Genomic DNA, 13,044 nt, shown 5'->3' with positions numbered 1-13,044 from the left:
CCCGGGGGCGGGCTCCGCGGGGCGCTGCTCGCCGGGCACCGGCGGCAGGCTGCGGGCGGTGTTGCCCTCCCGGTCGGTGGCCTCCGGCCGGGCGGGCCGGCTGCTCCAGCGCGGGTGCGCGACCTGCCCCGGCTTGGCGCCGGACGTGCGGCCGGGGCGGCCCTGGCGACCGGAGGAGCGGGACGGGTTGTTGCGGGTCACGGGGGGTGGCTTCCTTACGGGAGACAGCGGGGCACGAGCGGTGGAGCGGGTGGGACGGGTGGAGCGCGCCGTGCGGCGGACGCGGCGGCCCGCGGCGGACCGGGAACGATCCGCCACGGGCCCATTGTGAAGGCCGCGCGGGGCCGGACGGACCGCGCGGGCGCTCAGTCGCGCGGCGCGGCGTCCGGCCCGGCCGGACCCGATCCGCCGGACGGCGGTCCGCTCGGGGTCGGCCGCCGGCGCGGCTCGCCGCGGCGCACCGCACCGGGCGCGGACCACGCCTTGGGCGCCTTGCGCCGCTCGGAGGACTCCAACTGCCAGGGTACGGAAGTCACCATCACGCCGGGCTTGAACAGCAGCCGCCCCTTGAGCCGCAGCGCGCTCTGGTTGTGCAGCAGGTGCTCGTACCAGTGGCCGACCACGTACTCGGGGATGTAGACCGCGACCACGTCGCGCGGGCTGGAGCGGCGCAGGTTCTTGACGTAGTCCAGCACCGGCCCGGTGACCTCGCGGTACGGCGAGTCGAGGACCTTCAGCGGCACGTCGATGCCGCGCTCCTCCCAGTCCTGCCGGAGCGCCGCGGTGTCCGCCGGGTCGACGTTGACGGTGACGGCCTCCAGGGTCTGGGCCCGGGCCAGGCGGGCGTACGCGAGGGCGCGCAGCGCGGGCTTGTGCAGCTTGGAGACCAGCACGATGGCGTGCACCCGGGTCGGCGGGGTGGCGTCGTCGGGCTCCTCGGCGGCCTTGAGCTCGGCGCTGACCCGGTCGTAGTGGCGGCGGATCGCCTTCATCACGACGAACAGCACGACCATCGTGGCGATGGCGATCCAGGCGTGGCTGATCTTGGTGGCGAGCACCACGATCAGCACGGCCATGGTCATCACCAGGCCGAAGGTGTTGATCGCCCGGCTGCGCTGCATGTGGGCGCGCTTCTTCGGGTCGGTCTCGGTGCGCAGCAGCCTGGTCCAGTGCCGGATCATGCCGGACTGGCTCATGTTGAACGCCACGAAGACGCCGACGATGTACAGCTGGATCAGCCGGTTCGGGTCGGCCCCGAACGCGACGATGAACAGGATCGCCGCGCCGGCCAGCAGGATGATGCCGTTGGAGTACGCCAGCCGGTCGCCGCGGGTGTGCAGCTGCCGCGGCAGGTAGCGGTCCTGGGCGAGGATCGCGCCGAGCACCGGGAAGCCGTTGAAGGCGGTGTTCGCGGCCAGCACCAGGATCAGGCCGGTGACGCCCGCGATGAAGTAGAAGCCGGGCGTGAAGTTCGAGAACACCGCCTCGGAGATCTGCGCCAGCGCGGTCTTCTGGTGGTAGTTCTCCGGCGCGCCGATCAGCTGCTCGGTCGGGTTCTCGGCCATCTGCGTGCCGGTCAGGTGGGCCAGGTAGATGATGCCCATGAACATCGTCACGGCGATGGTGGCCATCATCAGCAGCGTGGTCGCCGCGTTCTTGCTCTTCGGCTTGCGGAAGGCCGGCACGCCGTTGGAGATCGCCTCCACGCCGGTCAGCGCCGCACAGCCCGAGGAGAACGCCTTCAGCAGCAGGAACACCAGCGCGAACCCGGCCAGCGAGCCGTTGCCCGGCGTCGCCTCCAGGTGGTACGCGGAGCTCTCCGCGGGCAGCGCGGCCCCGAACCCGAAGTGCCGCACCAGGCCGTAGAGGACCATGCCGATGACGCCCACCATGAAGGCGTACGTCGGCACGGCGAACGCCGAGCCGGACTCGCGCACGCCGCGCAGGTTCATGCCCATCAGCACGATGACCAGGAACACCGACAGCGCCATCTCGTGCCCGCGCAGCGCGGGCACCGCCGAGACCACGTTGGCGACGCCCGAGGTGGTGGACACCGCCACGGTGAGGATGTAGTCGACCATCAGCGCGCTCGCCACCACCAGGCCGGAGTTCGGCCCGTGGTTGACGGTGGCGACCTCGTAGTCGCCGCCGCCGCTGGGGTAGGCGTGCACGTTCTGCCGGTAGGAGGCGACCACCGCGAGCATCACGATGGCGACGACGACGCCGATCTGCCACGAGAAGTGGATGGCCGAGGCGCCGGCCAGCGACAGCGTCAGCAGGATCTCCTCGGGCGCGTACGCGACGGAGGAGAGCGCGTCCGAGGCGAACACCGGCAGCGCGATCCGCTTGGGGAGCAGCGTCTCCCCCAGCTTGTCGCTGCGCAGCGCACGCCCGATCAGGATGCGTTTCGGTAGGTCAGCAGGCATAGGCACAACAAGGGATCGTAAGGGCTCCCGGTGGCACCGGATGCCTCGCGGGGCCACCTTGGTCGCGACTGTGTTCGGTGGACCGGCTAGCGTGTCGGCAGAAGGAATCGCGGGCAACACCGAATTGCCCCTCGCGTCGGATCACAGGCGCGACCGCCCACTCGCCCCCGCAATCGGGCGCACGGAAGGACGATGAACGATGTTTACGCAGGTCACGACCCCAACGGACCGGGTGAGGTAGGCGCGTGCACATCGTCATCATGGGCTGCGGACGCGTAGGCTCCGCCCTCGCCAGAACGCTCGAGAAACAAGGCCATTCGGTCGCGGTCATCGACCAGGACCCGACCGCCTTCCGCCGGCTCGGCGCGGGCTTCAACGGCCGCCGGGTCACCGGCGTCGGCTTCGACCAGGACACCCTGAAGGAGGCCGGCATCGAGGAGGCGGGCGCCTTCGCCGCCGTCTCCAGCGGTGACAACTCGAACATCATCGCGGCCCGGGTGGCCCGCGAGAACTTCGGCGTCGAGCACGTCGCGGCCCGCATCTACGACCCGCGCCGCGCCGAGGTCTACCAGCGCCTGGGCATCCCGACCGTCGCCACCGTCCGCTGGACCGCCGACCAGATGCTGCGCCGGCTGCTGCCCAGCGGCGCCGAGCCGGTCTGGCAGGACCCCTCGGGCTCCGTCCAGCTCGCCGAGGTCGCGTTCGCCCCGTCCTGGATCGGCCACCGGCTCTCCGAGCTGGAGGAGGCCGCCGGCGTCCGGGTGGCGTTCGTCACCCGGGTCGGCGAGGGCACGCTGCCCACCCCGCAGATGGTGGTCCAGGAGGGCGACCTGGTACACGTGATGCTGCGCCGCAACGAACTGACCGCGGTCGAGGCGGCGTTCGCGAAGGCCCCCGAGGAGGCTGGTCACTGATGCGCGTCGCCATCGCCGGAGCCGGAGCCGTCGGCCGTTCCATCGCCGGGGAGCTCCTGGAGAACGGCCACGAGGTCCTGCTGATCGACAAGAACCCGAACTCCATCTCGGTGGAGCGCGTCCCGCTCGCCGAGTGGCTGCTCGCCGACGCCTGCGAGATCACCTCGCTGGACGAGGCCGCGCTGCAGCGCTGCCACGTGGTGATCGCCGCCACCGGCGACGACAAGGTCAACCTGGTGGTGTCGCTGCTCGCCAAGACCGAGTACGGCGTGCCGCGGGTGGTCGCCCGGGTGAACAACCCGAAGAACGAGTGGCTGTACAACGAGTCCTGGGGCGTGGACGTCGCGGTCTCCACCCCGCGCCTGATGTCGGCGCTGGTGGAGGAGGCGGTGAGCGTCGGCGACCTGGTCCGCCTGATGCGCTTCTCCCAGGGCAACGCCAACCTGGTCGAACTGACCCTGGCCGCGGACACCGACCTGGTCGGCACCCGGGTCGGCGACGTCGCCTGGCCGGTGGACACCGCGCTGGTCACCATCATCCGCGCGGGACGGGTGCTGGTCCCCGGTGGCAACGACACCCTGGAGGCCGGCGACGAGCTGCTGTTCGTCGCCGCCCAGGAGCGCGAGGAGGAGCTGGAGACGCTGCTGGCCGGCTGATCCGTCCCGGGAAGGCGAAGGGCCCCGCGCACCGCGCGGGGCCCTTCGTCACTTCTCCGGCCCTTCCTCGGCCTCGTCCAGCTCCGCCTTGATCGGCGGCGGCGCGGTCAGCAGGATCCGCCAGGTCACGTACATCGCCAGCAGCAGCGGCGGGATGCCGAGCGCGACCTTCAGCCAGCCCAGCAGGTTGATCTGCCCGGCGGCCCACAGCGGGAACAGGATCAGCGGCTTCAGGCCCATGATCAGCACCCAGGCCCAGGTCGCCTTGGTGTAGGCGGCCAGCCGGCCGGGGTTCTGCTTGCGCCAGGTGAACATCTCGCCGGTGATCGGGCCGAGCATCACGCCGATCATCGGCCAGCGGGCCAGGGCGGAGACCGCCAGCGCCAGGCAGTAGCCGACGTTCCACAGCAGGCCGGGCAGGTAGAAGTCCTCGGCCTTGCCGGTCTTCATCGAGACCCAGGCACCGATCGCCACGCCGAACACGCCGGAGAAGGCGTGCTGGATGGTCTCCCGGCGGGCCAGCCGGACCACCACGAACACCGCGCACAGCGCCAGCGCCGACCAGGCGGCGGCCGGCACCTCGTGGGTGATGTTGAACGCGACGATGTACACCAGGCCGGGCAGCGTCATGTCGACCATGCCGCGCACGCCGCCGAAGGCCTTGAGCACCGTCTCGGCGGCCTCCTTCGAGGCGTCCCGCTCGGGCTGCTGTCCGGGCTGCGGCTCGTCCACCCCGGGCCGCCCGTCGTCCTGCGGGCCCTGCGGGCCGTGCGCGCTCACCCTGATCGCCTCATTGCTCACGCGGACTCGCTCCCGTGTCCCACCGGACGCAGCTCGTAACGGGGGTTGAAGAGCACGCGGCGCCCGCGTGCGTGGCTGATCCGGCCACTGGCGATCAGGCGGCGGCCCGGCTCGATGCCCACGATCGAGCGACGGCCCAGCCACACCACGTCCAGCGCCTCGGTGCCGTCGAACAGCTCGGCCTCCAGCGCGGGCACCCCCGCGCGCGGGCGGAGCGTGACGGTGCGCAGCGTGCCCGCGACGGTGACGATCTCGCGGTCGCCGCAGGCGGCGATCGGGGTGCAGCCCGCCTCCGCGGTGTCCTGCCGCAGCTCCTCGGCCTCCAGCTCCTCGGAAGAGGAGGTCAACCGGCTCAGCATGCGGCGGAAACGGCCTTGCGGCTGGTCGCCGATGTTGTCACCACTCATGCCGGAAGGGTACCGGTTCGCCGGGGCCGGACGGCAGGGCCGCGGGTGGCGCGGATCACGGCGGGGTCACGGCTCGAAGCGGTAGCCCATGCCCGGTTCGGTGATGAAGTGCCGCGGGTGCGAGGGGTCGGCCTCCAGCTTGCGGCGCAGCTGCGCCAGGTAGACCCGCAGGTAGTTGGTCTCCTTGCGGTAGGCCGGCCCCCACACCTCCCGGAGCAGCTGGGTCTGGCTGACCAGCCGCCCGGAGTTGCGCACCAGCACCTCCAGCAGGTGCCACTCGGTGGGGGTGAGCCGGACGTCCGCGCCGTCCCGGTTGACCTTCTTCGCGGCCAGGTCGACGGTGAAGCCCTCGGTGGCGATCACCGACTCGCCCTCGGCGGTGACCGGTTCGGCCCGGCGGACGGCGGCCCGCATCCGGGCCAGCAGTTCGTCCATGCCGAACGGCTTGGTGACGTAGTCGTCGGCGCCGGCGTCCAGCGCCTCGACCTTCTCGTCGGAGGCGTGCCGGGCGGACAGCACGATGATCGGCACCCTGGTCCAGCCGCGCAGGCCGCGGATCACCTCGACGCCGTCCATGTCGGGCAGGCCGAGGTCGAGGACGACCACGTCGGGGTGGCGGGCGGCGGCCAGTTCCAGGGCGCCCGCGCCGTCGTGCGCGGAGTCCACCTCGTACTTGCGGGCCTTGAGGTTGATCACCAGGGCGCGGACGATCTGCGGTTCGTCGTCCACCACCAGGACCCGGGTCATGCGGGACCGGCCTTTCGTTCGTCGGAGGGGTGCCGCGCCACGGGCGCGGCGGGGACGGCGGGCAGCGAGACCACCATGGTCAGTCCGCCGCCCGGGGTGTCCTCGGCGGTGACGGTGCCGTCCATCGCCTCGGCGAAGCCGCGGGCCACCGCCAGGCCGAGGCCCACGCCGGCCCCGCGCGGGGCGTCGCCGTGGCGCTGGAACGGGGCGAAGATCCGCTCCCGGGCCGCCTCGGGGACGCCGGGGCCGCGGTCGACCACCCGGAGCTCGACCCGCCCGGCGCGCTCCAGCAGATCCGCCTTCACCAGGACGGGTGACCCGGGCGGCCCGTACTTGACGGCGTTCTCCACCAGGTTGGCCAGCACCCGCTCCAGCAGCCCGGCGTCGGCCCGCACCATCGGCAGCGACTCCGCCACGTCCAGCCGAACGCTGCCGGGCGGGACGCCGCCGAGCACGAACGGCACCACCTCGTCCAGGTCGGTGGGCTGCAGCAGCGGGGTGACGGTGCCGGTCTGCAGGCGGCTCATGTCCAGCAGGTTGTTGATCAGGTGGTCCAGCCGGTCCGCGCCGGACTCGATGCCGGCCAGCAGCTCGGCCTCGTCCTCCGGGTCCCACTCGACGTCCTCGGCGCGCAGCGAGGAGACCGCGGCCTTGATCCCGGCCAGCGGGGTGCGCAGGTCGTGCGAGACGGCGGCCAGCAGCGCGGTGCGGATCCGGTTGCCCTCCGCCTCGCGGCGGGCCGCGGCCGCCTCCCCGGCCAGCCGGCGGCGCTCCAGCAGGACGGCGGCCTGGTTGGCGAACGCGCCGAGCACCCGCCGGTCCTCGGCGGGCAGCACCCGGCCGCGCAGCACCAGCGCGAGTCGCTCGCCGACCGGGACATCCACGTCGGCCTCCTCCGGGCCGGCGGGCGGACGCGGCCCGACCGAGGCGGCGGTCTGCCAAGTGCCGTGCGCACCGTGCGGATCCGTGCGCTCCAGCAGCGCCACCGCCTCCTGCTGGAAGGTCTCCCGGACCTGCTCCAGCAGCGCGGTCAGCACCCCTTCGCCGGTGGGCGCGCCGCGCAGCACGGTGCCGGCCAGCGCGGACAGCGTCTGCGCCTCGGCCTGGGCGCGGGCCGCGACGTGGCTGCGCCGGGCGGCCAGGTCGACCACGGTGGCCACCGCGATGCCGACCGCCGCGAAGATCGCCACCGCGGCGATGTTCTCCGGCTGGGCGATGGTGAAGGTGTGAACGGGGGGCGCGAAGTAGTAGTTGAGCGCCGACGAGGAGACCAGCGCGGAGGCGACCGCCGGGTACAGCCCGCCGACCAGCGCCGCGCAGACCGTCAGCGACAGGAAGAGCAGCATGTCGGTGGAGAGCCCCGGCCCGTGCAGCCCGGTCAGCGCCAGCGCCAGCAGCGGCGGCCCGGCCACGCCGATCACCCAGCCGGCGACCGTCCTGGTCCGCCCCAGGTCGGTCACCCGGCGGATCGGGATCCGGCCCCGGCCGCGCGCCGCGTGCTCGTGGTTGACCATGTGGACGTCGATGTCCCCGGAGTCCCGGGTCACCGTGTAGCCGACGCCCGGGCCGTACACGTACTGCCAGACCTTGCGGCGGCTGGTGCCGATCACGATCTGGGTGGCGTTGACGCCGCGCGCGAAGTCCAGCAGGCCGGCCGCCGGGTCGTCACCGAGCACCGGGTGGAAGCTGCCGCCCAGGCTCTCCACCAGGGCCCGCTGCTCGATCAGCGCCCGCGGGGAGGAACCGGACAGCCCGTCGGAGCGCGAGATGTGCACCGCCAGCAGCTCGCCCGCGCTGTTGCGGGCCGCGATCCGGGCCGCCCGGCGGATCAGCGTGGCGCCCTCCGGGCCGCCGGTCAGGCCGACCACGATCCGCTCCCGGGCCTGCCAGGTGCCCTGGATGCCCTGCTCGGCCCGGTAGCGCTGCAGGTACTCGTCGACCCGGTCGGCCGTCCAGAGCAGCGCCAGCTCGCGCAGCGCCGTCAGGTTGCCGGGCCGGAAGTAGTGCGCGAGCGCCGCGTCCACCTTCTCCGGCGCGTACACGTTGCCGTGCGCCAGTCGGCGGCGCAGCGCCTGCGGGGACATGTCGACCAGCTCGATCTGCTCGGCCCGGCGCACCACCTCGTCCGGGACGGTCTCCCGCTGCCGGATGCCGGTGATGCCCTCGACCACGTCCCCCAGCGACTCCAGGTGCTGGACGTTGACGGTGGAGACGACGTCGATCCCGGCCGCCAGCAGTTCCTCGACGTCCTGCCAGCGCTTGGCGTTGCGCGAACCGGGGACGTTGGTGTGGGCGAGCTCGTCGACCAGGACGACCGCCGGGTCCCGGGCCAGCACGGCGTCCAGGTCCAGCTCGGTGAACTCGGCGCCCCGGTGGGTGGCCGTCCGGCGCGGGACGGTCTCCAGTCCCTCCAGCAGCGCCGCGGTGCGGGCCCGGCCGTGGGTCTCCACGAAGCCGACCACCACCTCGGCGCCCCGGTCGATCCGGCGGTGCGCCTCGGCCAGCATCGCGTAGGTCTTGCCGACGCCCGGGGCCGCCCCGAGGTAGATCCGCAGCCTGCCACGGGCCGTGTGCACCATGGCTCAGAGACTACGGGCAGAAATCGCACCATCCGCTGATCAGACCGCCCCCGGCGGAGAATTGTCACGTTCTTGACGCCCCCGACGGCCCGTGCGCCAGAATGCCGGGGAATCGAACAATTCGAGGGGGAACCATCATGCGCGGACTCGTACTCGGCGGCGGCGGACTCGCCGGAATCTCCTGGGAGACCGGCCTGCTGCACGGCCTCGCCGAAGCCGGGATCGACGTCCCCGGCACCGCCGACCACGTCCTCGGCACCTCCGCCGGCTCCACCGTCGCCGGACAGCTCGCCTCCGGCCTCCCGCTCGCCGAGCTCTACCGCCGGCAGACCGACCCGGCCCTGCAGAACCACGAGATCACCCCGCCCGCCGAAGCCCTCGGCGCCCTCTTCGAAACCATCAACCGGCTGATCACCGAAATCAGCGACCTCACCGAACTGCGCCGCCGCATCGGCGCGCTCGCCCTCGCCGCCGACACCGTCCCCGCCACCGACCGGCTCGCCGTCATCGCCGGCCGCCTCCCCCGCCACGACTGGCCCGCCTGGCCGCTCACCGTCACCGCCGTCGACGCCGAGACCGGCGAACTCCGCACCTTCGACCGCCACAGCGGCGTCACCCTGGTCGACGCGGTCGCCGCCAGCTGCGCCGTCCCCGGCATCTGGCCCACCGTCGAGATCGACGGCCGCCGCTACATGGACGGCGGCATCCGCAGCTCCAACAACGCCGACCTGATGACCGGCCAGCAGGCCGTCCTGGTGCTCGCACCGATGACCGACCCGTTCCTCGCCCCCGAACTGGCCGTCCTCGAAACCACCGGCAGGGTCCTCGCCGTCACCCCCGACGAGGACTCCCTCGCCGCGGCCGGCCCCAACCCGCTCGACAACGCCGTCCGCACCCCCTCCGCCGAAGCCGGCCGCGCCCAGGGCCACCGGATCGCCGACCTGGTCCGCGAACTCTGGACGGTCTGACCACCCGGCCGTGGGGCTGTGACAGGCTGCGACCTTCCGCGGCCGCTGCGGCCCGCAGTGGGGCCGACTACTCGACGATCCTGCCGTCCCGCAGCTCCAGGACCCGGTCCGCCAGCTCCATCAACTGCGGATCGTGCGTCGCCACCAGCGCCGTCACGCCCTCGCTGCGCACCACCGCCCGCAGCAGCTGCATGATCGCCAGACCGGTGTCCGAGTCCAGCTGACCGGTCGGCTCGTCCGCGATCAGCAGCGCCGGCTCGTTCGCCAGCGCCCGCGCCACCGCCACGCGCTGCTGCTGGCCACCCGACATCTCCGTCGGCCGCTGCTCCGCGTGCTCCGCCAGACCCACCATCGCCAGCAGCGTCCGGACCCGCTCCTCGCGCTCCCGCACCGCCACCCTGCGCAGCCGCATCGGCACCCCGACGTTCTCGGCCGCCGTCAGCACCGAGATCAGGCCGAACGACTGGAACACGAAGCCGATCCGGTCCCGCCGCAGCTCCAGCCGGCCCGCCTCGTCCAGGCTCGCCAGGTCCGTCCCCGCGATGCTGACCCGCCCCGAGGACGGCGTGTCCAGCCCACCCACCAGGTTCAGCAGCGTCGTCTTGCCCGAACCCGACCGGCCCCGCAACGCCGTCAGTTCGCCCTCCCGCGCGGTGAACGACACCCCGCGCACCGCGTGCACCGCCCGGTCGCCCGCGCCGAACGTCCGGTGCACGTCCTCCACGACCACCATCGCGCCGCTGCTCACCCGTGCACCTCTTCCTCGGCCCGCCACACCCCGGTGTGGTCCTCTTCCAACGCCGGCCGCGCCCGGCGACTGAGCCGCAACGCCTCCGTGAAGTCCGGCGGCAGCTGCAACCGGCCCGCCCGGTCCGGCACCGCGCACTCCACGCCCGGCTCGCCCCGCTCGGGACGCAGCACCTCCGTCGAGGTCCGCCCGTTGCGGATCCGCACGGTCCGGCGCACTTCCCTCGCAACCATAGGGTCACGGGTGACGATCACCGCCGTCACCCCCGGCTCCTCGTTCACCGGACGCAGCGCCGCGAAGATCTCCTCGCTGGTCGCGCTGTCCGGCTCGCCCGTCGGCTCGTCCGCCGGTTCGTCCGCCGACAGCAGCGCCGGGGAGTTCTCGCACACCACCACGCCCGCCGCGGGCGGCGGCCCCTCCGAGGCCGCGCGCCTGCGCAACTCCTCCAGATCCGGCACCGCCCGCAGGCCCACGGCCCCACCCCCCATGCCGTTCCCCTCCGGCCCGAGGAGCCCACGGCTCACCACGGCCTGTCGCGCCGGAGGCACCGGCCGGTCGGCCGGGGCAGTCCCCTGTTCTGCCCCGGCCGACCGGCTCGGCGTTCCCCCACCGGCCGCCGCCCACACGACGACGGCTCCAACACTCCAACGCGGCTCGAAGCAGGCGGGTTGCATCGGATTCCGAACTTTTTCCGAGCCCTTCGTGCCCCCACCCGGCCACCTCGCTCAGCGGCCCGGCGGCCCCGAGACCCCCGGCGAGCCCGACGGCTCCGGTGACCCCAACACCTGGAACTCCGCCGCCGCGACCCGGAACGGCTCCGACACCCCCGCCTCCGGCACCACCCCGCGCCCGCTCCGGTGCACCGCCAGCACCGCCACCAGCGACCCGCTGACGTGCACCGCCACCTCCTCCACCACCGCCGAGGGCTGCCGCAGCCCGAACGCCGTCACCCCCTCGGACCGTTCCTCCACCCTCCAGCCCGCACCCGACACCACGCAGTCCGCGCCGGCCAGCAGCCGGGTCCCCGCGATCTCCGCCTCCGTCGGCGACCCGAAACCCAGCACGTACTGGTGGGCCACCGCCTCCCCGACCTCGCCGTCCGTGTACACCTCACCCCACCCCCGCTGCGCACCCGCCGACGCCACCAGCCCCGTCACGCACCCGTCCACGAACATCCCGCTCACCGCCGCCGACGGCAGCACCAGCCCCGTCGGCGTCGGCACCGGCTCGGACGTGTTCGCACTCGCGGCCGAGCTCGTACTCGCCGTTGTGGGGGAGGACGCGGGCGGCGTCGACGTGGGACGCGCACCGCCGCCCGGACCCTCCGGAGACGCCGCCCCGGACGACGACCCGGACGACGAGGCCGACGCGGAGGGTGACGCGCCGGCCGACCACGGGCCGTACCCGCCGAGCACCTTCGGCATCCGCGCCACGTCCAGCGCCAACACCCGGACACCCGGCTCCGCCGAATCCAACGGCGTCAACACCCAGGCCGGAATCGACGGCACCACCAGGACCGAGACTCCAGGAGTGGGCACCACCTTGAACGAGGACTCCGGCCGGGGCAGCGCCGACTGCTCCACCGGCACCCCCGCCACCCCGTGCTCCGTCCGGAACGGCGTCACCGAAGCCACCCCCCACAGCGCCGCGGCCCCCAACACCCCGGCCCCGGTCAACGCACCGGCCCGGCGCCGCTGCCGACGCCGCTGCCCGCGCCGCACCACCTCCGCGCTCTCCGGCGCCGGCACCCCCGACGCCACCTCACGCCGCAGCCCGTCGAACATCGCCTCCAACCGGGCAGCGCCGATCGCCGGACGGTCCTCCTCCGCGTCCACCTCAGGAAGCTCGGCCCTAGACACGCGAACCGCAGTCCTCCGCCACCCGCACCCGATCCCCCGTCAACTCCACAGCCACCGGCCCCCCTTCAACGCCGCCGACCTGCGGCATCCGTTCCTCGCCCGCACCCCGCCGTTCATCGGCGACAGCCGCCCGAACCGGCCGCAGCGGGGCGACCACCGGTTCCTCGACGACCGCCGCCGGCTCTTCCCCCAACAGCACCGCCAGCGCCTGCCGCCCCCGGTGCAAGCGCGCTTTCACCGTCCCCACCGGCACCCCCTCGTCCGCGGCGATCTCCGCCACCGACCGCCCGCCCATGTGGTGCCACACCAACGCCGACCGCTGCGCCTCCGGCAACTGCCGCAACGCCTCCACCAACGCCACCGTCTCCGGCCCCGGCCCCGGAACCGGCGACTGCCCGTCCCCGTGCCTGATCCAGCTCTGCAACGCCGTCCGAGCCCGCCGCCACCGGCTGATCGCGATCCGCTGTCCCGTCAGGCGGACCCAGGCCACCGGATTCTCGTGCGCCACCACCCGCCCCCAGTGGTTCCACGCCCGCACGAACGCCTCCTGGGCAACGTCCTGCGCCTCGCCCAGATCGCCCGTCAGCGCGTACAGGTGCGCCACCAGTTGCCCGTACGCAGCCTCGTAGAACTCCCGAAAGTCGCCGTCGCCCTGACCGGCTCTACCACCGGCCCCCTCGCCCTGCTCCACGACCATGACGCCACAGTGTGCCCTGCACCACTCCACCCGGCAACACGCGCCCCCTCGCCGGCCCCGGAAACACGGCCCGAAATCACCTTTCCCGGAAACGCGAGAAAGCCCCCCGACGTCCCGTCGGGGGGCTTTCCCACAATGATTGCTCGGCGGCGTCCTACTCTCCCACAGGGTCCCCCCTGCAGTACCATCGGCGCTGTGAGGCTTAGCTTCCGGGTTCGGAATGTAACCGGGCGTTTCCCTCA

The 13,044-nt window shown here is 73.3% G+C and carries 12 protein-coding genes and 1 rRNA gene; 3 read left to right on the top strand and 10 right to left on the bottom strand.

Annotated features, from left to right (window positions below):
- Positions 1 to 365 precede the first annotated feature (365 nt).
- On the bottom strand, positions 366 to 2,426 hold the full coding sequence (locus OO48_RS16785) for an APC family permease (protein WP_033216974.1): 2,061 nt from the start codon (positions 2,424 to 2,426) through the stop codon (positions 366 to 368).
- A 245-nt stretch (positions 2,427 to 2,671) separates the two neighbouring features.
- On the opposite strand from OO48_RS16785, the gene OO48_RS16780 reads away from it, so the two are divergent.
- Both OO48_RS16780 and OO48_RS16775 read left to right on the top strand, forming a co-directional pair.
- Positions 2,672 to 3,340: a potassium channel family protein gene (locus OO48_RS16780; protein WP_033216972.1), complete on the top strand. Its 669-nt coding sequence runs from the start codon at positions 2,672 to 2,674 to the stop codon at positions 3,338 to 3,340.
- The gene (locus tag OO48_RS16775) at positions 3,340 to 3,996 is read left to right on the top strand and encodes a potassium channel family protein (RefSeq protein WP_033216970.1); all 657 of its coding nucleotides are present in this window, start codon (positions 3,340 to 3,342) and stop codon (positions 3,994 to 3,996) included. Before OO48_RS16780 ends, OO48_RS16775 begins: the two co-directional genes overlap by 1 nt.
- 48 nt (positions 3,997 to 4,044) lie before the next feature.
- On the opposite strand, the gene OO48_RS16770 is transcribed toward OO48_RS16775, so the two are convergent.
- The 4 genes from OO48_RS16770 to OO48_RS16755 all read right to left on the bottom strand — a co-directional run bounded on the left by OO48_RS16770 (position 4,045) and on the right by OO48_RS16755 (position 8,530).
- The gene (locus OO48_RS16770; RefSeq protein WP_106970341.1) at positions 4,045 to 4,797 is read right to left on the bottom strand and encodes a DUF3159 domain-containing protein; all 753 of its coding nucleotides are present in this window, start codon (positions 4,795 to 4,797) and stop codon (positions 4,045 to 4,047) included.
- A complete protein-coding gene (locus tag OO48_RS16765; protein ID WP_033216968.1) occupies positions 4,794 to 5,204 on the bottom strand; it encodes an OB-fold nucleic acid binding domain-containing protein in 411 nt (136 codons plus the stop codon). The genes OO48_RS16770 and OO48_RS16765 overlap by 4 nt, the downstream gene beginning before the upstream one ends.
- Before the next feature lie 66 nt (positions 5,205 to 5,270).
- Positions 5,271 to 5,951, bottom strand: coding sequence for a response regulator (locus tag OO48_RS16760; RefSeq protein ID WP_033216966.1), 681 nt, complete (start codon positions 5,949 to 5,951; stop codon positions 5,271 to 5,273).
- The gene (locus OO48_RS16755; protein ID WP_033216964.1) at positions 5,948 to 8,530 is read right to left on the bottom strand and encodes a sensor histidine kinase; all 2,583 of its coding nucleotides are present in this window, start codon (positions 8,528 to 8,530) and stop codon (positions 5,948 to 5,950) included. Before OO48_RS16755 ends, OO48_RS16760 begins: the two co-directional genes overlap by 4 nt.
- 137 nt (positions 8,531 to 8,667) lie before the next feature.
- On the opposite strand from OO48_RS16755, the gene OO48_RS16750 reads away from it, so the two are divergent.
- Positions 8,668 to 9,498: a patatin-like phospholipase family protein gene (locus OO48_RS16750; protein ID WP_081952177.1), complete on the top strand. Its 831-nt coding sequence runs from the start codon at positions 8,668 to 8,670 to the stop codon at positions 9,496 to 9,498.
- A 67-nt stretch (positions 9,499 to 9,565) separates the two neighbouring features.
- Here the strand turns inward: OO48_RS16750 and OO48_RS16745 are convergent, their stop codons facing one another.
- From OO48_RS16745 to rrf, 5 genes are all read right to left on the bottom strand, one after another.
- Positions 9,566 to 10,231 (bottom strand): ABC transporter ATP-binding protein, encoded by a 666-nt coding sequence (locus OO48_RS16745; protein ID WP_245194684.1) that lies wholly within the window; start codon positions 10,229 to 10,231, stop codon positions 9,566 to 9,568.
- 11 nt (positions 10,232 to 10,242) lie between these two features.
- Positions 10,243 to 10,734 carry a hypothetical protein gene (locus OO48_RS16740; RefSeq protein WP_209439493.1) on the bottom strand — a complete coding sequence of 164 codons (492 nt, stop codon included), beginning with the start codon at positions 10,732 to 10,734 and terminating at the stop codon, positions 10,243 to 10,245.
- Positions 10,735 to 10,971: 237 nt separating this feature from the next.
- A complete protein-coding gene (locus tag OO48_RS38360) occupies positions 10,972 to 11,469 on the bottom strand; it encodes a hypothetical protein (RefSeq protein ID WP_157845469.1) in 498 nt (165 codons plus the stop codon).
- A gap of 628 nt (positions 11,470 to 12,097) precedes the next feature.
- On the bottom strand, positions 12,098 to 12,802 hold the full coding sequence (locus OO48_RS16730; protein WP_063830693.1) for a SigE family RNA polymerase sigma factor: 705 nt from the start codon (positions 12,800 to 12,802) through the stop codon (positions 12,098 to 12,100).
- 141 nt (positions 12,803 to 12,943) lie between these two features.
- Positions 12,944 to 13,044 (bottom strand): 5S ribosomal RNA (rrf, locus tag OO48_RS16725); the annotation flags it as partial.

Origin of the sequence: Kitasatospora phosalacinea (genome assembly GCF_000716545.1) — a bacterium.
Taxonomy (GTDB): Bacteria; Actinomycetota; Actinomycetes; order Streptomycetales; family Streptomycetaceae; genus Kitasatospora; species Kitasatospora phosalacinea.
This window is presented reverse-complemented; position numbering and strand designations above follow the sequence as displayed.